We start from the raw sequence: 23,141 nt of genomic DNA, 5'->3' as shown, positions 1-23,141 counted from the left end.
TCTGGTACCATTTAAATTTTCGAGGGATTTGAAGGTTTCGACAACATTTTAACTTTCCTGTTCAGGTCCTCCAAAAGTTCCAATTGCTTTTGTTGAATATCACAAAGATGTTTGTATTGATCAATCACTGATAAATCAACTTTTTCATGCAGATTTCTAATTTCAATTTCTGATTTTAGATTAATCATATAGTCATTGATGGCTCTTTTTCGGTCTTTTACTTCCTTTCTATTTTGGCTCATCATAATAATCGGTGCTTGAATTGCGGCAATACACGACAGAATTAAATTCAACAAAATATAAGGATACGGATCAAAACTTTTGTTTCTCATGATCTCGGTATTGTAGAAAATCCAGATCATTAATATAACGCCGAAAATAATAATAAACTTCCAGCTGCCGCCAAATTGTGCGACACGATCGGACAGTTTTTCACCATAAGTTCTCTCCTCATCAGTTTCCTGAATCGTATTTGTAATGAGCGTTTCTTCGGTTATCGCTTTCTCTATAATTTCATGCATTTTGTGAAGTTGCTCATTTTCACTTTTTAAAAGGTCGAGCACATATTTTTTATTTTTCATAATTTAATTGCTAAAGAGTTACAACGGAAAACTTAAATAAAAGTAAGCGTTATTTTGTCAATACGTGTTATTGAAGCCAGAATTTTCTCAAAAGAACCAACTCGATAATTCCAATTCAAGAAATGGCAATTCCGAAAAGTATTTCAGCTGTCAACTCAATTCGGTGGGTCCAAATTCTATTTTCACTTTTGATGGAGATAAAAGAAAGGATCACCGAAAGACAAAGTAATAAGGCTACAATGCTCGTAAACTCATCTAAAATAGAATTCACTGTTGCAGAACTGATGTGCAATGAAGTAATAACTATCAGACAAAATCCTAGTAAATTAGCGGCTGTTGGCAGAATATGTTGCGAAGTTTTAAAATACCATTTCCTGTTTGTCAAATTCCTTCAACCATTCATCAGAAATACTTTGAATTTCATTTAAAATTTCTTCGGTTTGAGGACTATAAATAATTTCTGTAATGTACCCTTTTTTAGCTAAAGTATTCAACCCGTTTCTCAGTGACTTTCTTTCTTTTCCTTCTAATTTAAATGTTTCGGTATTCAAAATCGCTTCCTGACCAATAAATAATTTTTGCTTCTTAAACGGTTGAAAGAGAAATAGACTTTGTTCATCTATTCGATAATAGACTGAATTTAAACCATTTTTTTTACAATAATCTTCGAATTCCTGAATGATTATTCCTTTATTTTTTTCCTCGCAAATAGGCTCTTCGAGTACAAACGCAAAGGAATTTGCGACGTTGTAAGAAATAAAACCTTCTTCGTTTTCAGAAAAATACAAATGTTTCTCTTTTGAGATTTTAAAGAAATCCAGCGAAGAAGTTCCGTAGGTTTTGACTAAGTTTTCCGCCTCCTCAAAATCATTAGAACTCTCTTCAGTAAAAAGGAGTTTCTTCACATTAAATACAGAGAAAATAAGCAATAACCAGGAAATAATTCCCAGGAAATAATTAATATATTCAAAATCTCGTGCAAATCCAGTTTGAGGAACTAAACCATTATCTTGAAACAAAAGAAAACTATGAATGGTGTAATAAAGTGATTCTGTCCAGGTAAAATCAATGCCGAAATGTCGTTTATCGATGAAGTAGAAACTTAGAAAATTAAAGAGAAGAACTGCGGCAAAAAGTCCTAATAACCAGGAAAAACCCTGACGTAGATATTTTCTATTGGTTTTCAAAACATACTCTTTCCGACTTACGATCAGGAAAAATATAATAATCAAAGAGACGATCGCTTCTTCATAATCAAGTGCTTTGAAAAGGTTTCCAAAAAAAGAAATGATGGCGAGAATCAATGCGAAATACCAACCTCTTTTCAAACCTCTCAAAAGATAAGCAGAAGTCACGACCAAAAGTATTCCTGCAATTAATGTAAGTATTTTTGAAAAATGCATCATGTCTTCTGAAAGATAGATTTTTCCAATTTTAAGACGATCCGCAAGTGGAGGAGTGATCACCGAAATAATATTAATGAGTCCTAATATAAATATCGCCAGTGCGGGAAGAATTCGAGCAATGATTTTTCTGCCGTTCCACATAAAAGCAAAAATCCCCAAAAGTAAAGGCAGCCAGAATTCAAAAACACGATACAATAAAGTGATTCCCAATCCCTGACTGTGAGAAAACCCGAAGTTTGCCAAAATATAAATAGTGTAAATTCTACGGCGCCTAAACCTCTTAAAAAAGGAGAAACCAACATCAATAAAACAGAAATCGTATAGCCAACTGCCGCTGCTGAGAAGGAACCTGTTGCCCCAAAAGCAACCATGGCAATCAGCAAATGAAAAATACCACAAAACTCAATCACCGTCGAAATAAGTACGGTAAGATAAAAATATTTTTTATTGATTTTTCCACCAAAAAACTCATCAATATTTGTTGATTTTGAAGGGAAATGTTTTACAATAAATTGGTAGATAAAACCTTTTTTTCGAAGTGAATTCACCATCCAAAAAACGGTAGTAATAAAAACTCCCACGCCAACCAACCAAATCCAAGAATCTCCAAAGTTTTTGTTAACAAAAGCAGCGTAGGCAACTACCGGAATTCCGACCAGGAAAACGGTAACAATTCCGACAAATCCAAAGATGGCGCTCTCTTGATTGATACTGTTTTTATCAAAATTTCTGCGTTGGAGTTGGATGGGTGTAAATGCCAGCGAACTGATTCCACCTGCGGGTAGAAAAACACTCAGGAAATTTCTTTTTAAGAATAATTCAATGGCGTCAGAAAGTTTCAGTTTAACACCAACCGCACGCAAACTTGCAACATACATCAATCCCTGTAAAAAAATGTAAAAGAAGGTGAGCAGAATTCCAGCGATAATCCATAACGGTTTTTCCTGATGAAGTTGTGGTAAGATCGACGACATTTCTTTTCTTTCACTTCTAAAAAAAACAAAAGCCAAAAAGAGAATTAACACCGCAAGGATTTCCTGCCATTTGATTTTTAAAATGGTTTTTTTTAAGGAAAAGTTAACTTTTTTAAGCATCTGCTTTTAGTTTCATATATTTAAAACAAGTGGTCTTTGTTAAAAATTATTTTTACAATCGGACCCTAAAAAAATGAGATCAATGCCAAAAAATTTGAAAAATAGGATTTGAGTTTTTATTAGTTAACGTAGATTGTATCAAAGATAATTCAGAATTAGAATTAATAACTTTTTCACAACGTCATCTTTCATGAATAGTTTAAATAAAGTGCAGTGTTAATAAATGCTTTTATCTATTTTAAGGTAATTGATGAATGAAAAATACAAGTTCAAAATAGTTTCAAATTTTTAATCCGGATTGATAGTTCTTATAATGTTTTACCTAATTTTACATGAGCTATTTAATCATCATGAATCTATCTCCAGACGGACAAAAACTATTTAATAAACTGATTTCTGAGATGCTGGAAGACGGTTTTGTTAGAATAAGTGATTATACTTTCTATAAAAAAGTGGGGAGTATGACGGTTTCATTGGGAGATCATGCATTAAATATTATGCATCAAGGTAAATGTTACGGCATTATTCCAGAACGGGAGTTTCTGAAATTGTCACATGGAATTGAACCTTTGCTTTTTCAATTAAAATACCTTTTGGCATTCTCCATAAGACAGGATATGAATCGCTTGGTTACTTTTTTTTCAACTTATTTCTTGAACTGATTTACTACAAATTGCTTGTTTTAGAATGAAGAATAGTGAGATCGCTGCAAGATATCTTTCTACTTCTCAACCGCAACCAAATACTCTGGGTCTTTTATGATATTCACGTCAATAACCGCCTGTGCCTTGTCCAATAGCCTGATGCAATCCGCGCTTAGATTTTGAAGATGAACCGTCTTCCCGGCTTCACTGTATTTCTTGGTTATATTATTTAGCGTTTCAATAGCAGACATGTCTGTAACCCGCGAATCTTTGAAATTGATTATGATTTGATTAGGATCTTCACTAATTGTAAACTTTTCAGAAAAGGTCATTACTGATCCAAAAAATAAAGGACCATAAATGTCATAATGTTTTACCCCGTCGGAATCCAAGAATGTTCTCGCACGAATTCTTTTGGCACTTTCCCAAGCAAATACCAAAGCAGATATAATCACTCCTATTAAGACAGCTAACGCTAAATTATGAAGAACAACAGTAATTACTGCAACCAGAATTCCCACGAAAATATCGTGTTTCGGCATTTTTTTAATGATTTTAAAACTTGCCCATTCAAAGGTTCCGAGAGCAACCATAACCATCACTCCAACTAAAGCTGCCATCGGTAACCTTCCAATAATAGGTGCTCCAAAAAGAATAATTAATAATATGGTAATTGCTGCAATAATTCCGGATAATCGGGCTCTTGATCCGGCAGAAAGATTAACAAGTGTTTGTGCAATCATAGGACAACCGCCCATGCCAAAGAAGAAGCCATTGGCAATATTAGAACTTCCCTGTGCAATACATTCCCGGTTTCCATTTCCTTTTGTTCCGGTCATTTCATCCACTAAATTTAATGTTAAAAGTCCTTCTGTTAAACCCACCGCAGCAAATATTAAAGAGTATGGAAGTATGATTTGAAACGCTTCCCAAGTAAAGGGTATATGAGGAATATGGAAAGGAGGGAAACCACCTTCAACGGACGCAATGTCCTGAACGGTTTTCGTGTTAATGCCAAATCCTACCACTAAAGCGAAAACGATAATAATAGCTACCAGTGAGGCAGGAATCTTTTTTGTAATCTTAGGAAATAAAACAACAATAGCTACTGTTAACGCAACTAATCCAATCATGATAAAAAGGGCTTCTCCCTGCAACCATGTTAGAGTACCATTGGTTAATACTTTAAACTGATCCAATTGCGACATGAAAATAATTACCGCCAAACCATTAACAAATCCGTACATCACGGGTTGGGGAACGAGTCTTATAAATTTACTGAACTTAAAAATTCCTATTAAGATCTGGATAACTCCTGCAAGCGCAACAGCAGCAAAAACATATTCAAGTCCATTGGATCTCATCAATGCAATTAAAACAACTACTGTTGCACCAGCACCACCAGATACCATTCCCGGTCTTCCTCCAAAAATCGCAGTGATTAATCCCGCAATGAATGCAGCATATAATCCAACAAGCGGTGGAAAGCCTGCCAGGATTGCAAAGGATAATGATTCCGGAATCATCGTCATCGCAACTGTTAAACCTGCTAATATTTCGGTTCTGTAATTTACTTTTTGAGAGAAGTCGAATAAGTTAAGTGCTAATTTCATGTGTTTTTCAATGATCTGGTAAAAGAATTTATAAATCCTTTAAGCGTATAAGCGTAATAATTTTTGTAAACGTGTAATAGAAACAGACGGAAAACCAAAACAATTTCACTGGAAAACCTTGATTCTCACTAATTTTTTGAGGATGCAAAAATAGAAAAATAAAATGGAAGGATTAAAAGATCTAATATTAAGGTATTAAATAAGGTAGCATTACTATTTTAGCAGGAACTATGTTTTTCTGATTGACGCTTCCACCTTGGAGATTATTGCATAGGAATATGTTCGGTATGAGGTGATTACAATTCCTTTAAAATGCTTTTTTCAGAAGAAATCGCATAACGATCATTTCATCAACGCAACGATATCACAACCGATCTATTGTATTCTGTAGCATTCTTTTATTGAGAACTCTTCATAAATTCTTTTGTTTGAAAAAATAATATAATTTAAGAAAGCACAGGTAAGCTCGTTCGGACGATTAGAATAACATAAAACTTATTTCCAGCCCCATTTTTGAAAAATAGCATAACATTCTTTTGAAAGCATAAATTTTCTTGATCTTGAAATAGGTTGGCACAATTCTTTCAACTCTCTGACCAACTTTACGGTTTTTAAATCCGTGTTATCGAACTAATGTTAGAAAGAATCGATGAAGATGATCAATCTGCTACATCGAATTTTTTGAAATATTGAAAATGATTCATCGCGTGATCGATTTAAAACCAATTGTTTAAACATTTTTAAAATCAATAAATATTATGAAACAGTTACCTGTACTTCTAAGTCTAATTGCGGCTTTAGTGATAAGCTGTAATAAGAAAGATACCACAGAAGAAGTAGCACAAACGCAAAATGAAATTGTTATGGATACGGTTGTATCGGTTGACACTGTTTCTAATGATGCAACCAATCCAGATGAAATGAACCTACAAAATGACGCAAACACTTATATTTACAAAGCAGAAGATGGTACCTTGGCGACAGTAATTTTTTTGAATACGGATTCTATTCATACCTTGACGGTGAAAATGAATGATAAAGAATATGTACTCAATCAAACTGAAGCTTGGGCGAAAGGCGCAGATTATGAGAAAGATGGTGTAAAAGCCCACAGTCAAAGAGACGACTTAGATCTGACAATGGCTGGTAAAACGATTAAGTTGAAACGTCAGTACGACAAAAAATAAATCTTTGATGAAAGGTCTAAAAACCTCTTACATCGGAGCGTATAGATTCTTAATCAAAATTAATTATAAAAAACCAACTTGTTAAAAAGTTGGTTTTTTTTCAATCTAAAGAATGATTGCCTTAATTGATTGATACATTTGGTATGCTAATTTTATTTTACAATACTTTTCCCTTTCATTACCAAATGCACGGTGCAATAATAATCTGATGTCTTGCCGGGCGTAAAAGTCCAGGATTTTCCAGTCTCTAACATTGGAGAAGCCCAGGCATTTTTTATCTCGGTTGCGTTACGTCCTACAATATCTTTATTGATAAAGGTGACTTGATCTCCTTTATTTACCGTAATCGTTGCTGGATTGAACTTCATATTTTCGATGGTCACCACATGAGTTTCTGCTTTTGAATTTGCACTTTCTGTAGTTTCAGTTTTTACTGCCGTTGCAGAATCAACTGTTGGTGTTGCAACTGCCCCAATTGAATCAGAATTTGTAGTCGAACTTGAGTTGTCATTAACAGCAGGAATCGTATCCTTAGATCCCGAGTTACAACTGATTAATAAAAATATCATTGCAACGGTGGAAAATCCTATTCTAAAAAAGTCTTTTAAAGAAATCATGATTTCTATTATTTAAATTCTTTTTGAATCATTTTTGCATGCTCAAGGTGAGTTTTAAAAATAGGCAATGCTTTTTGAAGCAACGCTTTTAGTTCAGCATTTTTAGATTGTGGGATTAAGATGTTTTCTACTGCATTAATTGCATAGATATGATAAGCAACCTCATTGTCGACATATGCTTTATCAAAAGCTCTACCGGTTTTAGCATTTAATGCTGCTTTTTCTTTAACTGCTCCTGCCAATAAAGATTTTGAAACATCATTTGTTTTTGGAGTCACTTTCAATTTTGTAACAAGATCTACCGCCATTTTAATGACCGCATTATGATCTTTTTTCATCGTCATCGCAAAGTTTTTAATATCCTTGTTATGAGATTTTTTCAAGGCTGTCTCAGCATAACCTACATCAACTTGATTTGCCGTTACTGCCACAGAAGCAATTTCCGCATCGGTAAGTTGAGGTGTTTTCTGTTCTTGTGCAGAAACATTGGTAGAGAATAACAATGCAGTCATTAGCATCGTTCCTGATAAAGCTAAGTTTTTTAGCGTTTTCATTTTTTAATTATTTAAGTTAATATAGTAGTTGCTTTTTTCAAATGAAATTTGACTTTGCATTTAAAAATATTTTATTTATTTATCTTATTATTGATTAATTTTTTAAATTGATGCTTCTACGAAGTTACAATGGTTGGCATATTAATTCAAGTTTATTTTGCAATAGGCAAAATAGATGAGGATGATAATACAACTTGATATTCAGTGTCTTGTACTTTATGCCTACAAATTAAAACCAAATGTTATTTTGAAGTCTCTTTCAATTTAATTGTTTTCTAAAAGAAAATTATTTTCCTTTCTATACTCTATAGAGTACCTGAAGTTCTAAAAGGTTACAAAATGTTTTATTTAAATTTCGAGAGGTGATTAACTCTTGATCCACATTAATTTTACAAAAGATTTCTTTTTATTAGGTTTAATTAATGAAGTATAAAAGACATTAACGAAGTGGTAAATTAAAAGCGAACTAGATAATAAAATCAACAAAATTTTTGAATTTAACACCTCAGTTTATTTAACTTCCATTAAATTTTCATAACTTATTAGATTAGGATTTACCTAATAATTCCTTTTTTATGGTTCTGTAATTTAGCAGTATCCATAGACAAGGCTTTTCTTAATTTAAATAATTCTCAATGAACGATATTCTTACGCTTCGAAAACACCTTCACCAGAATCCTGAACTTTCAGGCTTTGAATTTGAAACCGCAAAAACAATTGCTTCGTTTTTAAAAAATTATAAACCAGACGAATTATTAGAAAACTTAGGAAACGGAACAGGAGTTATCGCCATTTATCATCCTGAAAAAGAAGTGAAACAAACCATTATGTTCCGATGTGAATTAGATGCGCTGCCGATTCAAGAAATTAATGATTTCGAACATCAATCTGTTACCGATGAGGTTTCACACAAATGCGGACATGATGGTCATATGAGCGTAATGTGTGCCTTAGCGAAAAAATTATCGTTACAGAAAATGAAGCATACGAAAGTCATTTTACTTTTTCAACCTGCTGAAGAAAATGGGGAAGGAGCAGTCGCAATTTACAATGATACCCGTTTTAAAGAATTGAACCCCGATAAAGTCTTTGCACTTCACAATCTTCCGGGATATGACCATCATGATATTGTGGTGAAGAACCATACTTTTACATGTGCCGTAAATTCTATCATTATTAAACTTCATGGTAAAACGGCACACGCCGGTGAGCCAGAAAATGGTGATAATCCTGCTTTGGCGATTGCAGAAATTATCAATGAGTTCAACAAGAAAATTCAACCTGATCCGAAAAAAGAAAAATTCTCTGTTTTAACTCCGATTTTCCTAACCATGGGAACGGAGGATTATGGAATCTCTGCCGGTTATGGTGAAGTTCATTACACCTTCCGAAGAGCCGCTAATTCTGAAATGAAAGAACTGGAACAGGAATTAGAATCGATTGCAATTAACGCAGCGGACAAATATAATTTAAAGCCAGAAATTTCCTGGACCCAAAGATTCAGTGCCAACGAAAATGATCCAGAGGTTGTTGATTTTGTGCGACTAGCGGCAAAAGATTGTCAATTTCATTTAATAGAAAGAGACGTCCCTTTACAATGGGGCGAAGATTTCGGAATTTTCACGGAACATTATAAAGGCGCGATGTTTGGTCTAGGTAGTGGGAAAAATACGCCGAATCTACACAATCCGGATTACGATTGGCCAGATGAAATTACAGAAACCGGTGCTGAAATATTTTATAAAATAAGCGAGTTAATAGATGCACAATAATTCATACCTGGAGCTTGATCCTAAAGCCTACAAAACCAATATTGATTTTTTAAGAAAACATTTTCATAAAGGAGTCCTTTTTTCTTCTGTTGTAAAAGGCAATGCTTACGGACATTCAATCGAAAAATTCGTAGAAATTGCTTTGGCTGAAAATGTGAAACACTTTTCTGTTTTTGACAGTCAAGAAGCTCGTCGCGTAAAAGCGGTTGTTGGCGATAAAGCTACCGTGATGATTATGGGTTGGCTAAGTAATGAAGAAGATCTCAACTGGATTATTCAAAACGATATTGAGTTTTTTGTGTTTGAGAAACACCGATTGACTGCTGCTCTAACTTCGGCGAAGAAGATTGGCAAAAAAGCCATCGTTCATATTGAAGTTGAAACAGGAATGAATCGAACGGGATTTAATTCCAGTGAATTGAAGTGGGTTCAGGATTTTCTCAATAAGAATTCAAGTTTTATTGAATTTAAAGGACTTTGTACTCATTTCGCAGGAGCAGAAAGCATTGCAAATTATTTTCGGATCAAAAAACAGATCGAGCGCTATGACGAAATTTACAAACAGTTTTGTGATAAAGGTTTAAAGCCTAAACAAAGACATGCTGCCTGTTCTGCCGCCGCGATGATGTATCCCGAAACACAGATGGATATGGTAAGAATTGGAATTATGCAATATGGCTTTTGGCCCAGTCCGGAAGTTTTGGTCAATTTTTATAACAGCAAAAGAAAAAATGAAAATCCTTTAAAACGAGTGATCAGTTGGAAAACTCAGGTAATGAGTGTGAAAAAAGTAAAACGTGGCGAATTTGTGGGATATGGAACAAGCTTTATGGCTGATGCCAATATGAAAATTGCCTGTGTGCCTGTTGGTTATGCGCACGGTTACGGAAGAAGTCTGAGCAATGTCGGCCGGGTGTTAATCAATGGTGAACGATGCGTGGTCATCGGAAGTATTAATATGAATATGATGGTGGTTGATGTTACGCTTTTAGAACATATAAAACGTGGCGATGAGGTTGTTTTAATTGGCGATCAGGCAGATAAACAATTATCTGTTTCGTCCTTTAGCGACTACAGTAATCTGTTGAATTACGAATTACTTACAAGGCTTTCGGCCGATATTCCAAGAATTATTAAGAAGTAAAATTGGGAAATCTTAGCTCTATTTCTTTAATTGATCGCTCTTTAATATTGTATTTAAAATCGGATATTCCTTTTCATCTCTAGCTTTGCCTTTTAAGGCCAAGTAAGTGATACTGTCTGCCGACTTTGCATTAGGCATTGCAATCATAGGTTCAGACTTCTGATTTTGCGTAAGATCACAAGAATCTTTCAAGTTGAAGATTTTTACACGGCTTGTCTTTGTGTTCGAAGGGGTTTTATCAGTCATATTTTGACCGTAAAATACCAGAGAAAACAGCAGAATGGATAGAAGTATAATCTTTTCTTTCATTGTTTTAATTTAGGAATGAATGATCGTCAATGAGGTAAAAGGGGGCTTCTTCACAATAATATTTTACTAGTTCATTATACAATTATAATGAGATTTTTTTATAAAAACAGTCACGTAAAATAATATTATTCTTTTACCCTGCTATTTTATCAATCGCCTTTGCAAGTTTATGATCTTTAGCCGTAATCGCATTGTCCTTGTCATGCGTACACAAACGAATTTTTACTTTGTTATATTCATTGGACCAATCTGGATGATGTTGCTGACATTCAGCAATTAAGGCAACTCTGGTCATAAAGGCAAAAGCTTCAGAAAAATCTTTAAATTTAAAAGTGCGCTGAAGTTTTCCATTGTTTTCTTTCCACATAATATTTATATTTTGTTGATTAGTAATGGGTGAGGTCATTAATTGCTAATCGCAATTTTCTAACTCAATAATAAAGTATCCATTTTTTTCAATCTCTTCCTGGAGACTAGCTTCAACAGTTTCTATATGACAGAAACTACACTCTTTACTGGTCAATTGCTGATCTGGCTGATCTTTAGATTTCAGATATTGTTTACCATAATTGTGAATGACAGCAACGTCTTTTACTTCAGAAGGTGCAATAATATCAAAATGCATTACACGATCATCTTTTTTTGTTACGTAGGTATCCCACACTGCTACTTCCATTATATTTATTTTTAAATTGAAATGAGTACTTCTATTCACTCAAATTTACTAATTATTTATGACAATGAGGGATTTAAACTTCTTTTGATGAATCAACGTATTCTTTAATTAAACAGCTGATAAGTTTAGCAATTATAATTTGCTACCTGGTAACGGGGTGCTGTTAAAGAAGGTTTTTGTAGAAAAATTGGTACTACCAGATAGAAGAACTATTTTAGCAAAGACAGAATTGATGTTTGGTATTAAAACAAAAAAATGTTTTGCTTGATTACTGATGAAAGAGATATAACTGCGACCTTAAACACAGATGAAAATAGATACTGATGAAAAAATTTTTTAAATTATTTTTTTTATGCTTTTGCTGTATCGCTTTTACACAGGAGCCAACTACGGAAGATCCACCGGAAGTTTATGAAATAATAAGTTCAGAGCAAAACACGAATGAAAGAATTCTTTTTTTTAACTCAGATATCAAAGTTGCGGAAAATGCCGATATCACCATAACAGAAACCATCACGGCATACGCTACGGGAAACGTTATAAAAAGAGGGCTTTTTCGGGCACTTCCAATGATCAGGAATATCAATGGTGGGCAGGAGAGAATCACTTATAAAGTCATCTCCATAAAAAAAGATGGTCGGGAAGAGAATTACCATACAGAAATCAAGAATGGCGTTTTTAATATTTATATAGGGAACAAAGACATCTTGCTGCAACCAGGCACTTACAACTATGAAATTAAGTACAAAACCCAAGACCAAATAGGTCATTTCGGAACTTATGATGAGTTTTACTGGAATGTCAATGGTACCGACTGGGGTTTTCCTATTGAGAAAATTCAGGCTACCCTTACATTACCTATTGGTACTACCATTTTGCAAAATTCCTGCTATACCGGAAAGTCTGGTAGTACAAAAAAAAACTGCGCGAGTGAAAATTTAAGTTCAACCAAAATTACTTTTATTGCAGACCGTTTAAATGCAAAGGAAAATTTAACCATAGCAGTAGGCTTCAAAGCTGGAGTTTTAAAAGAACCTTCTGCATTTATGAAATGGTTAAATAAAAACTGGCCTTCTTTATTTCTAATTTTAGGTGTTCTTTACCTGATTTATTTTTGTTATGATAATTGGAGGAAGTATGGTAAGGATCCCCAAAAACCCGTAGTAATTCCTCAGTTTAATGCGCCTGGAAATAAATCCCCAGCCATGTTGGGATATATTAGCAAGGGAGAGTTTTCAATCACCCACGTCACTGCAAACTTGGTGGATCTCGCTATAAGAGGATTTATAAAAATTGATGAGGTTAAAGATGAAGTTAAAAAATCGACTTTTTCAAAAATTTTTACCATAAAGAAACTTGCAAAAGAGGACGATAAGCTGCAGGATGATCAAAAAATATTATTGAAGAAGATCTTCGGGACCACCAAACAAATTACCGTAAATGGAACTTATGATACAAAAATAAAGAATGCTGTTCATGATTTTAAAGTTTTGATTACCAATGAGAATAAAAAATATACCGAAACTACTGCAAATAGTAAACTCGTTTTTAAAGCTCTAAAAATAATGCTGATCATCTTTTTTTCCGCACTGGTGATCAATGCGTTGGTTACCTGGAGCTTCAACGGTTTAGTATTGTCTTTATTTATTGTGTTATTCGATGGGTTTTTCATCGTCGTACTCCTGTATCTTTGGGGTTTAAAAAGTAAAATCTCCTTCTTTGGCTTTCTGGTTTTTTCTATTGGGTTTTTAGTTCCGGTATTTTTCCTTGCCGCTGGCAAGGTAGAAGATTTGTCGACTTTCGAGTCAGATTGTTTCAAGTTTCTGATCATTGGGACGGTTTCTCTCATCGTATTCCGGTATTTGATCATTAAACCAAGCGAAGAGAAAGTGAAAATGGAAGCAGAGATTGAAGGTTTCAAAATGTATCTCGGAACCGCAGAAGAAAATCAACTAAAATTTCATAATCCTCCTGAAATGACGAGTGATTTATATGAAAAATTTCTTCCTTATGCAATCGTTTTTGGAGTAGAAGGGATTTGGGGTAAAAGATTTAGAGATCAGCTCAATCAAACCGTGAAGGCAGAATCACCTTCTCATTTACAGGATCAACTGGGATACAATTTTGCGAGTTCATTCTCCGGTGTATTAGCAGGAAGCACAATTTCTCCACGCAGTTTCTCATTTTCTTCCTCCTCTTCCAGCTCATCATCTTCCTCGCGATCATCGAGTTCATCATCATATTCTGGCGGCTCCAGTTCCAGCGGTTCTTCTGGTGGTGGTTCTTCCGGAGGTGGCGGTGGCGGTGGCGGTGGCGGCGGTTGGTAGTCTCCGTAACAAAGTTGTCCGATTGCTTAAAATCGTAAAATAAGGAGCGTCAAAACTGTTTTTGTTTTGAAGCGTAGACCCGTGTTCCGCTATATTTTTTTCTTTTTTCAAAAGAAAAAGGATTCCGCTGCATCCGGGGCTAAAATATAGAGCAAATTATTTTTTCAACTATATTTTTCATCTTTAAGATTGATTGTCTAAGTCTTTAATCATTTTATTAAACGAAACTGATGAATTGAAGTCCTCCGTACGAATAAAAAACACCATAGTGAGAATTTTTCGGTAATTAATTCTTACTATTTGTTATATTTGACTAAACATTGAAAAATGAGAAATATATTATTTGGTATTGTTTTATTTTTTAGTAGTAATGTCAGTGCACAAGATTACAAGTTTCGGGAATTTGCTCATCATTTTCTTTATGGAGTGGTTGATTTCCAGGGAAATGAATCGTTCCACCAATCTATGACTGGAAAATGTACACACTGCATCATCAATCTCCATTTATCGTACTGTTGAGTTCTGAAAAGGACCCTTTACTATTTAATGTAGAAACAGGGAAATCAGAAGTATTAAAATTTATTGCCAGCACGTACACGGTCGAGATTGGTAAAGTAGGATATATTTATGCGTATAACGACCAACAAGCCTTTTTGGCGAATGATAAAAATATGGACGAGCGAAAGATTCTGCCTAAGAAATATGTAGATATTAGAGAGAGTGGCGACTATCTCATCGGTTATATTAATGAGGAACCAAACTCCTTAGTTGATATATTATCAAAAAGTGATCTGAAAATCAAGATTAAAAATCTGAGGAGTAAAAGAATACAGAATTTTAAAACTGATGATGATAAATCAGTCTATGTAGTTAATGAACCGAACCAAACTTTATTTTTTGATGTAAATTTTAAAAATATTGGAAGTGCTTCAAAAGAGTTTACTGAATTTGAAGATATTGCTAAATTTTTAATTTTAAAATATAAAATTACCCTTATAGAGCCAAAACAGGAGGTAACCGAGCTTACAACAGGACCTGGTCCTCAATATCCTTACATTAAACTCACTGGAAATTTAAATTCAATGACTTGTATGGTCCATGAATCGAGAGAAATTCGTAAACCGCTTTTCAGTTTCGCAAGAAAGAATTACCGCATAGGAAATGACTCTTACAGCAACAAAATCACCTTATCAGAGCGGGAAGAAAACAGAGAGAAAACCTATTCGCTTTTCTATGTCAACGTGAAGGAAAAGAAAATTCTACTTCCCAAAAAATACTGGGCAGATATTGATTTGAAAATGTCGGACCAAGTAGATTTTTAAAGTTACCATACCAATAGCAGTAGCTGTCTGAAAAGAAGATTTACTTATATTCTTATTTAATGCTTATCTTCATCCTCTTAACTGCATTATGAAAAATACTTTAGCTATTCTAGCTCTATTCATGAGCTCTGTCCTTGCATTCGGGCAAGAAATTGACCTCACTGGTTTTAATAAAACAGAAATTGAGAGCGGAATTACCTACAAGAAATATAAAGAGGGCAAACTGGACCAGATTATTTTAAGAATGATGGCAGAAAATTATGGTAATACGCTATTTTTTTCTAAATCAAAAGATGCCATTCTCATTACCAATGCTGCAGACGAAAATTCTCTCATCAAAATTGAACTGAAGAATGGAAAACAAGTCAGAACGTTTTTTTATAAAAAAGCACCCATTATTACCATTGAAGGAATTGATTTCGATCTTGTTAATTTGCCAAAAGATGCAGTAATTTCCACCATATTTTCAAATAATTTAATTAGCAGCAACAAGGTCAGCTCCAATTATGAAGCATTAGGTGACGACAATCCAGATAAAACATTAAAGCTTTTTTCAAGATTAGAAATTAAGTCAGATTTAAATGAATTGGACTCCGTCTTCGATCAAATAGGTGACTTTTTCAGTCAGGAAGATGCCCTTTTGAAAATCTTTTACGGTCGTTATGCTGAAAAATTCCAACCTAAGATTTTAGGGAGCATAGAAACAGACCATTTTGGAAAAATAAAAGAGGGTATTATTTGGGATTTTAAAAGTGGTAAGATTTCTGGAAAGAACAAATACGAAACCTACAGCAAAGGTAAAGTCGTTCAATCTGGTTTGGTAAATTTAGATGATTTTCAAGAGGTTTTTATGAAATATCAGATAGAAAAGTCCGATGAAGAATGATTTTTTTTACTCAATCGTATCAGTTAATTAATAGATCAATTATCTAAAATTAAATTGCGATGTACTGTATTATCATAGAAAGTATAATGAAGATTCACAACAATTAGATCCTGGCTTTCACACTTGGACAGGAATAAATTACAGTATGTTATTTTAGATAAGAGCCGGGAGCAGAAATTCATGACCTCGCTTCCACTATATCTGATCATACTATTCTCTTAAAATAAATAAAAAAGAAGTAAGTCGTGGAACTGCTGATTCAAGAATTAACTATTTAGATGATTTAAGTAAAACCACTTTTCAGTTTACTATGATTTAGACAAGAAATTTCTTAAAAAGTGTAACGGAATAAGTTCTATAAGGAGAGGATTTTGAATACGATAAGTAGTTGAAATAACAAAATGATGATTTTAGAATAGTTGGATTAAAAAATCTGCTTCTCCATCCTTCTGTTTTTAAAAAAAGGAGAAGACAAATTCAAGATGAGCACGCAAACTTATTTTTACATCTTTCTAGTTCTATATATTGCGGTTTTAATTTTCAGCATTATAGAAATTAGGAAAAGCCCTTATTCAACACCCAGAAAATTAATGTGGCTTTTTATATGTGTATTAATGCCCTTTTTGGGCTCGATTATTTTTCACTGGTATAGAAAAGGCTAGTTAGAGTTTCTTTATAGTTTCTACATTTGATAAAGAAAATTGTTACAAATGGTGAGCGTTATTAAATTAGCTACGTGACTAATTATGATGCTCTTTAAATTCCTTTAAGATTTTCTTCTCTTTTTTGTGGACTGATCGTAAAGTTTTAAATTCTTGTGGGGATGATCTAGAATTTGAAATCTGCAACACTGGTTCACTGCTGTAATATTTTGGATAGCGATATTGTTTGTTTGAACGTAAGTTACTATTTTTACACGATAGCTCGGATTTACAATCCGTGCTTATAATCACAAAAAAAGAACGCCCCGATTTCTCAGAGCGTTCAAAACCACATATCAAACTATTTCTAGTAAGATCCTTTTTCCACGAAATGAGCGGCTACCTTTTCGGTAAGTGCCACTACATTTGGCATATTGGTGTATTTTGTAAATCTTCTTAAGCCTGAAAGCATCATGCGCTGTTCGTCGCCTTCTGCAAACGAAACGATTCCTTCTTTCGCGGCGGTAGAAATCGCTTCTACGGCTTTGTAAAGGTTTAATCTCGCCATTGAAGCTTGTACAGAATCGGTGTCGAAATGTTTTTCTGCTCTTAGAATTGCAGATTCTGCCATGTAGATTTGGTTCAAAATTTCAGACGCATTCAATAAAAGATGCTGCTGTTTTTCGATCTCCATCATATATTTCTGAAGTGCTGCTCCGGCAACCATTAAGAATACTTTTTTCAGGTTGTGAAGTAGGGCTTTTTCCTCAGACATGTATGCTGAATAATCAGGAACTTCAAAAGAAGGAATTCCCATTAATTCTTTTCCGATCGCCATGGCGGGTTTCAACAAATCCAATTCACCTTTCATGGTTTTCTTGATCAACATTCCCACCGCTAGCAAACGGTTGATCTCGTTGGTTCCTTCGTAGATTCTACCGATTCGGGCATCTCTCCAGGCTGCTTCCATAGGTGCGTCTGCCGAGAATCCCATTCCCCCGTAAATTTGAATTCCTTCGTCTGCGATGTGTTGCGTTAGATCAGAAACATAAACTTTTAAGATTGAACATTCAACGGCGTATTCCGCCAAAGCATTTAATTCTGCTTCTTCATGAGACATTCCACCCGCAACGAATTCCTCAATTTTATCTTCTACATTTTTTGCAGCTCTATACGCTCCCGCTTCGGAAACGAAAATTCCGGTCGTCATTTCTGCAATTTTCTTGCGGATCGCTCCGAAAGTAGAAATAGAAACGCCGAACTGTTTTCTTTCGTTCGCGTAATTGATTGCTAAACCCGTAATTCTTCTTTGTCCGTCGATGTTTGCCGCCGCTAATTTAATACGTCCAGCGTTCAAAGCATTCAAAGCGATCTTGAAACCGTTGTTTCTTTCTCCTAAAAGATTTTCCACCGGGATTTTCATATCATTAAAGAAAACCTGACGGGTAGAAGAGGAGCGAATTCCTAATTTATGTTCTTCTTCACCGAAAGTCATGCTGTTTGGATCTTCCAGTTCGGAACGATTGATTACGAATCCAGTAATGTTTTTATCATCTCCAATTCTGGCGAACAAAGTGAAAGTATCTGCAAAACCTGCATTGGAGATCCACATTTTCTGACCGTTGATGATGTAATGTTTTCCATCTTCCGACAACACTGCTTTGGTTTTTCCAGAGTTCGCATCGGAACCTGCATCTGGTTCAGTTAAACAATATGCTCCGAATTTTTCACCGGTCGCTAAAGCTGGAAGGTATTTTTGTTTGAGTTCTTCACTTCCGTACAATAGGATAGGAAGTGTTCCAATTCCAGTATGTGCGCCGTAAGCGGTCGCCAGAGAACCATTTCCTCCGGAAACAATATCACATGCCAACATGGTGCTTACGAAGCCCATTCCAAGTCCGCCGTAAGCTTCCGGAACTGCGATTCCCAAAATTCCCATATCTCCTAATTGTCGCATGGTTGCTTCGGTTAACGCATAATCTTTTTGTTCGTAACGCTCCCGCTTTGGAATCACTTCTTTTTCCATAAAATCATGGATGGATTCGCGGAGCATTTTTTGCTCTTCGGTCAGTTCTTCTAAACTGAATAATTCTGCTGCAGGAATATCTTTGATGATGAATTCACCGCCTTTTAATGTTGTTGTATCGCTCATTGTTGTTTTTTTTTAGATAAAAGAATAAAGAGAAAAGAGTAAAGACTTAAAACTGTAGAGTTTTTTGAAAGCCAGAAATCATTCTCTGTAATTCTGTGATTTTATTTTCTATTTTATTAAGTTTTTCTAATTCGAAATAATTTCTGTTCGAAGAGATAATTATTTGAGTTTGTAATTCGTAAAGAGAGCCAAGACTGATTTCCAAAAAACGATTGAAATCTTTATTTGAACTTCGGCTTGAACCTTCAGCAATATTTGAAGTAACGGAAACTGAACATCTTCTGAGTTGTGATTTTAATCCAAACTCCTCATTTTTAGGAAATTGATCAGTTAAGTTGTAAACTTCATTTGCTAATTCAAGAGCCAGTTTCCAAATGTTTAAATTCTTAAAATTATGTTTCATAATTAGACTTTTGGATAAAAGAAAAAAGAGTAAAGACAATATTTTAATAGTTAAAAATATTTTCTCTAAGTTTCTCTCTTTTCTTTATTATTTTCTCTTTGTTCTTTTCTCTTACAAGAGTTCAAAAATACTCGCCGCCCCTTGTCCTGTTCCCACGCACATCGTCACCATTCCGTATTTCATGTTGCCGCGTTTGCGCATTTCATCAAGAAGTTGAACGGTTAATTTCGTTCCGGTGCAACCAAGTGGATGTCCGAGTGCGATGGCGCCTCCGTTAACATTTAAGATGTCTGGATTAAGATTGAGTTCTTTTTTCAAAGCAACTGATTGAGAAGCAAAGGCTTCATTTAATTCTATTAAATCGATGTCTTTTAATTCTAAGCCTGCTTGTTTTAAAGCTTTTGGAACTGCGTATAATGGACCCATTCCCATAATTCTCGGTTCTAAACCGGCAGCAGCATAAGCAACTAATCTTGCTTCTGGTTCTAAACCTAATTCTTTCACCATTTCCTCAGACATTACAATTACGAAAGCTGCACCGTCACTCATTTGTGATGAATTTCCAGCCGTTACACTTCCGCCGTTTGAAAAGACTGGACGTAATTTTGCCAAACCTTCTAAACTCGTTCCTTTTCTTGGACCTTCATCCACAGCAAAATCGTATTTCTTGGTTTGCATTTTTTGGTTTTCATCCAGATAATTATATTCAACTGGAATCGGAACGATCTGATCTTTAAATCTTCCTGTCTCATTTGCTTTCAAAGCTTTGTTATGAGAATCGAAAGAGAAGGCATCTTGCTCTTCACGAGAAATGTTGAATTGTTTCGCAACTTCTTCCGCGGTGTAACCCATTCCCCAATAATAGTCAGGATTGGATTTTGCCATATCACTTTCTGGAACTGGTTTGTAACCACCCATTGGGATGTAAGACATTGATTCTGTTCCACCTGCGATAATACAATCAGCCATTCCAGCCTGAATTTTTGCAGATGCAATCGCAATCGCTTCAGATCCTGAGGCGCAGTATCTGTTTACGGTAACTCCGGGAACCTGATCGGTATTTAATCCCATTAATGAAATTAAGCGAGCCACGTTTAAGCCTTGTTCTGCTTCTGGCATTGCGTTTCCAACGATTAAATCGTCGATTCTGTTTTTATCGAGTTGTGGAACTGCAGCCATTAACTTTTCAATAACGGTTGCAGCCATTACGTCGGGACGAGTAAATCGAAGTGACCCTTTCGGAGCCTTTCCGACTGCGGTTCTGAATCCTTTAATTATATATGCTTGTTTTGACATTTTTTAATTTTTTTAATTTGATGACGCTACTTCGTAGCTTCCAAAAAAATCTTTTAAATTTCATCGGGCTTCACCCAATGCTTTTTGATTTCGCCACTTCGTGGCTGAACAATTATAAATTAGTTTCGTAATGGTTTTCCTTTCGTTAACATGAACTGAATTCTTTCTAGCGTTTTTCTTTCGCCACAAAGCTGTAAGAACGTTTCTCTTTCCAGATTCAATAAATATTGCTCCGTTACGATGGTTGGTTCAGAAAGATTTCCACCTACTAAAACATTCGCTAATTTGTCTGCAATCAGTTTATCGTGTTCAGAGATATATTTCCCGGTCAACATTTGATCGGTTCCAACTAAGAACATTCCGAGTGCATCACGACCTAAAACTTTTACTTTTTGTTCGATCGGTTGGGTGTAACCGTGTTCTGCTAAACTTAAAGCTAACATTTTTGCGGTTTTGATCTGACGGTTTTTGTTCACCACCACGATGTCTTTATGGTTTTCTAAAATTCCCATATCGTAGGCTTCGTAAGCGGAAGTCGCTACTTTACCCATCGCAATATTCATGAACATATCACGAAGTCTGTTATTTTTAACATCATCAGAATGGAATTCGCGAGAAACTCTCAACGCCATTTCTTTGGTACCACCACCGCCAGGAATTACGCCGACACCAGTTTCAACCAATCCGATATATGTTTCTGCAGCGGCAACAACTCGGTCTGCGTGCATGGTCATTTCGCAACCACCACCTAAAGTCATTCCGTGTGGAGCAACAATTACAGGAATTGAAGAGTAACGAACGCGCATCATTGATTTTTGGAAGTAGGCAATTGCCATATTCAAATCATCCCAATCCTGATCAATCGCCATCATTAAGATCATCGCTAAATTTGCTCCAACAGAGAAATTTGCTCCTTGATTTCCGATCACCAAACCGTCATACTCTTTTTCAGCTAAGTCGATAGCTCTGTTCAAACCATCTAAAACTTCACCACCCAAAGCATTCATTTTTGAATGGATCTCGAAGTTGATAATTCCGTCTCCTAAATCCTGAATTGAAGATCCTGAATTACTCCAAAGGGTTTTGTTTTTTCTAATATTATCAAGAATGATAAAGGCTTCTTGTCCTGGAATACTGTTGTAGTTACCAGAGGTTTGATCGAAGAAAATACTTTGACCTTCTTCATTAACTTTATAGAAAGTCTCTACATTTTTCACCCAGTCCGAAACTTCATAACCGGCTTCTTTTGCCAATTCAATTCCTTTTTGAACTCCTACAGCATCCCAAATTTCGAAAGGACCATTTTCCCAACCGAAACCTGCTTTCATCGCATCGTCAATTTTGTAAACTTCATCAGAAATCTCTGGAACTTTATGAGAAACGTAAGCGAACAAAGCTCCGAAAGATTTTCTATACAATTCTCCAGCTTTGTCTTTTCCACCAATTAAAACTTTGAAACGGTCGATTGGTTTATCAATAGCTTTAGTTAAAGCAAGCGTAGGAAACTCTGTTTTACCTTGAAGTTCATATTCCATGGTATCTAAATTCAACCCGTGAATTTCAGATTTACCTTCTGCATTTTTAATTTTTTTGTAGAAACCTTGCTCAGATTTGGATCCCAACCATTTATTGTCTACCATTTTCTGAACATAGTCCGGAAGTTTGAAAACATCGTTGAAATCGTTTGCTTCAGCTTTACTGTCACGAACTCCATTGGCAACCATCACCAAAGTATCCAAACCAACAACATCAGCAGTTCTGAAAGTTGCAGATTTTGGACGGCCAATCACAGGTCCCGTCAACTTATCGATATCGGAAACATTTAATCCTAACCCTTTAATTTCATGTAGCAGATTCATCATAGAGAACACGCCGACTCTATTCGCAATAAAGGCTGGAGTATCTTTCGCTTCTACGGTTGCTTTTCCTAAGAATTTCGCACCATATTCCATGTAGAATTTAACGATCTCAGGATCAGTTTCCGGCGTAGGAATAACTTCCAAAAGCGGTAAGTATCTTACCGGATTAAAGAAATGCGTCCCTGCAAAATATTTTTTGAAATCATCGCTTCGTCCTTCAATCAGGAAATGAATCGGAATCCCGGAAGTATTTGAAGAAACTAAAGTTCCTGGTTTTCTGAATTGTTCGATCTTTTCGTAAACTGATTTTTTGATGTCGAGCCTTTCAACAACCACTTCAATAATCCAGTCTGTATTTTTGATTTTTTCTAAATCATCATCAAAGTTTCCAACGGTAATTCTCTCCGCAAATTTCGGCGAATAGAGTAATGCAGGACTTGATTTCTGTAGTTTCACAAAATTCTCCGTTGCAATTCTGTTTCGTACTACTTTATCTTCTTTGGTCAGTCCTTTTTTCTGTTCAGCTTCGGTCAGTTCGAAGGGAACGATATCAAGTAAAAGCACCTGAACCCCAATATTGGCGAAATGTGCGGCGATACCGGAACCCATAATTCCTGAACCGAGAACTGTTACGTGTTTTATTCTTCGTTTCATTGCT

At 35.2% G+C, this 23,141-nt stretch carries 21 protein-coding genes; 8 read left to right on the top strand and 13 right to left on the bottom strand.

Annotation, left to right across the window (positions count from 1 at the left end; genetic code table 11):
* Window positions 1-11: 11 nt before the first annotated feature.
* The 3 genes from FNJ88_RS00820 to FNJ88_RS14405 form a co-directional block, all read right to left on the bottom strand.
* Window positions 12-581, bottom strand: coding sequence for a DUF1003 domain-containing protein (locus FNJ88_RS00820; protein WP_143851276.1), 570 nt, complete (start codon window positions 579-581; stop codon window positions 12-14).
* Window positions 582-940: 359 nt separating this feature from the next.
* Window positions 941-1,984 carry a phosphatidylglycerol lysyltransferase domain-containing protein gene (locus tag FNJ88_RS00815; RefSeq protein WP_228414589.1) on the bottom strand — a complete coding sequence of 348 codons (1,044 nt, stop codon included), beginning with the start codon at window positions 1,982-1,984 and terminating at the stop codon, window positions 941-943.
* Between the two features lie 83 nt (window positions 1,985-2,067).
* Window positions 2,068-3,081, bottom strand: coding sequence for a YbhN family protein (locus tag FNJ88_RS14405; protein ID WP_143851274.1), 1,014 nt, complete (start codon window positions 3,079-3,081; stop codon window positions 2,068-2,070).
* A 332-nt stretch (window positions 3,082-3,413) separates the two neighbouring features.
* On the opposite strand from FNJ88_RS14405, the gene FNJ88_RS00805 reads away from it, so the two are divergent.
* Window positions 3,414-3,743, top strand: coding sequence for a hypothetical protein (locus tag FNJ88_RS00805; protein WP_143851273.1), 330 nt, complete (start codon window positions 3,414-3,416; stop codon window positions 3,741-3,743).
* 59 nt (window positions 3,744-3,802) lie between these two features.
* Here FNJ88_RS00805 and FNJ88_RS00800 read toward each other — a convergent pair whose 3' ends face one another.
* Window positions 3,803-5,338 carry a SulP family inorganic anion transporter gene (locus FNJ88_RS00800; protein WP_143851272.1) on the bottom strand — a complete coding sequence of 512 codons (1,536 nt, stop codon included), beginning with the start codon at window positions 5,336-5,338 and terminating at the stop codon, window positions 3,803-3,805.
* Window positions 5,339-6,096: 758 nt separating this feature from the next.
* Here FNJ88_RS00800 and FNJ88_RS00795 point away from each other — a divergent pair.
* The gene (locus FNJ88_RS00795; RefSeq protein WP_143851271.1) at window positions 6,097-6,525 is read left to right on the top strand and encodes a lysozyme inhibitor; all 429 of its coding nucleotides are present in this window, start codon (window positions 6,097-6,099) and stop codon (window positions 6,523-6,525) included.
* Between the two features lie 152 nt (window positions 6,526-6,677).
* On the opposite strand, the gene FNJ88_RS00790 is transcribed toward FNJ88_RS00795, so the two are convergent.
* Together FNJ88_RS00790 and FNJ88_RS00785 are read right to left on the bottom strand one after the other, a co-directional pair.
* Window positions 6,678-7,142 carry a plastocyanin/azurin family copper-binding protein gene (locus FNJ88_RS00790; RefSeq protein ID WP_143851270.1) on the bottom strand — a complete coding sequence of 155 codons (465 nt, stop codon included), beginning with the start codon at window positions 7,140-7,142 and terminating at the stop codon, window positions 6,678-6,680.
* Window positions 7,143-7,150: 8 nt separating this feature from the next.
* Window positions 7,151-7,696, bottom strand: a complete 546-nt coding sequence (locus FNJ88_RS00785; protein ID WP_143851269.1) for a DUF4142 domain-containing protein — start codon at window positions 7,694-7,696, stop codon at window positions 7,151-7,153.
* Between the two features lie 635 nt (window positions 7,697-8,331).
* Between FNJ88_RS00785 and FNJ88_RS00780 the strand changes: the two genes are divergently transcribed.
* Entirely contained in the window at window positions 8,332-9,468 is a 1,137-nt protein-coding gene (locus FNJ88_RS00780; protein ID WP_143851268.1) for an amidohydrolase, read from the top strand.
* Window positions 9,458-10,612 (top strand): alanine racemase, encoded by a 1,155-nt coding sequence (gene alr, locus FNJ88_RS00775; protein WP_143851267.1) that lies wholly within the window; start codon window positions 9,458-9,460, stop codon window positions 10,610-10,612. Before FNJ88_RS00780 ends, alr begins: the two co-directional genes overlap by 11 nt.
* Window positions 10,613-10,630: 18 nt before the next feature.
* On the opposite strand, the gene FNJ88_RS00770 is transcribed toward alr, so the two are convergent.
* The 3 genes from FNJ88_RS00770 to FNJ88_RS00760 form a co-directional block, all read right to left on the bottom strand.
* Entirely contained in the window at window positions 10,631-10,921 is a 291-nt protein-coding gene (locus FNJ88_RS00770; RefSeq protein WP_143851266.1) for a hypothetical protein, read from the bottom strand.
* Window positions 10,922-11,054: 133 nt separating this feature from the next.
* Complete coding sequence (locus FNJ88_RS00765; protein WP_143851265.1) at window positions 11,055-11,288, bottom strand: 4a-hydroxytetrahydrobiopterin dehydratase; 234 nt, start codon at window positions 11,286-11,288, stop codon at window positions 11,055-11,057.
* 45 nt (window positions 11,289-11,333) lie between these two features.
* Window positions 11,334-11,597: a DUF2024 family protein gene (locus FNJ88_RS00760; protein WP_143851264.1), complete on the bottom strand. Its 264-nt coding sequence runs from the start codon at window positions 11,595-11,597 to the stop codon at window positions 11,334-11,336.
* A gap of 323 nt (window positions 11,598-11,920) precedes the next feature.
* Between FNJ88_RS00760 and FNJ88_RS00755 the strand changes: the two genes are divergently transcribed.
* From FNJ88_RS00755 to FNJ88_RS14585, 4 genes are all read left to right on the top strand, one after another.
* Entirely contained in the window at window positions 11,921-13,924 is a 2,004-nt protein-coding gene (locus FNJ88_RS00755) for a DUF2207 domain-containing protein (RefSeq protein WP_143851263.1), read from the top strand.
* 476 nt (window positions 13,925-14,400) lie between these two features.
* Window positions 14,401-15,246 carry a hypothetical protein gene (locus FNJ88_RS00750; protein WP_143851262.1) on the top strand — a complete coding sequence of 282 codons (846 nt, stop codon included), beginning with the start codon at window positions 14,401-14,403 and terminating at the stop codon, window positions 15,244-15,246.
* Between the two features lie 88 nt (window positions 15,247-15,334).
* Complete coding sequence (locus FNJ88_RS00745; protein ID WP_143851261.1) at window positions 15,335-16,132, top strand: hypothetical protein; 798 nt, start codon at window positions 15,335-15,337, stop codon at window positions 16,130-16,132.
* Between the two features lie 482 nt (window positions 16,133-16,614).
* Window positions 16,615-16,794, top strand: a complete 180-nt coding sequence (locus tag FNJ88_RS14585; protein ID WP_143851260.1) for a PLDc N-terminal domain-containing protein — start codon at window positions 16,615-16,617, stop codon at window positions 16,792-16,794.
* 346 nt (window positions 16,795-17,140) lie between these two features.
* Here FNJ88_RS14585 and FNJ88_RS00735 read toward each other — a convergent pair whose 3' ends face one another.
* The 4 genes from FNJ88_RS00735 to FNJ88_RS00720 form a co-directional block, all read right to left on the bottom strand.
* A complete protein-coding gene (locus tag FNJ88_RS00735; protein WP_143851259.1) occupies window positions 17,141-18,925 on the bottom strand; it encodes an acyl-CoA dehydrogenase family protein in 1,785 nt (594 codons plus the stop codon).
* A 46-nt stretch (window positions 18,926-18,971) separates the two neighbouring features.
* The gene (locus tag FNJ88_RS00730; protein WP_143851258.1) at window positions 18,972-19,328 is read right to left on the bottom strand and encodes a four helix bundle protein; all 357 of its coding nucleotides are present in this window, start codon (window positions 19,326-19,328) and stop codon (window positions 18,972-18,974) included.
* 111 nt (window positions 19,329-19,439) lie between these two features.
* Window positions 19,440-20,624, bottom strand: a complete 1,185-nt coding sequence (locus FNJ88_RS00725; protein WP_143851257.1) for an acetyl-CoA C-acyltransferase — start codon at window positions 20,622-20,624, stop codon at window positions 19,440-19,442.
* 119 nt (window positions 20,625-20,743) lie between these two features.
* Complete coding sequence (locus FNJ88_RS00720; RefSeq protein ID WP_143851256.1) at window positions 20,744-23,137, bottom strand: 3-hydroxyacyl-CoA dehydrogenase/enoyl-CoA hydratase family protein; 2,394 nt, start codon at window positions 23,135-23,137, stop codon at window positions 20,744-20,746.
* Window positions 23,138-23,141 lie beyond the last annotated feature (4 nt).

It is taken from the genome of Chryseobacterium sp. SNU WT5 (genome assembly GCF_007362475.1).
Classification (GTDB): Bacteria; Bacteroidota; Bacteroidia; order Flavobacteriales; family Weeksellaceae; genus Kaistella.
Note: the sequence above shows the minus strand (reverse complement) of the source record. Positions and strands in the feature narration are given on the sequence as shown.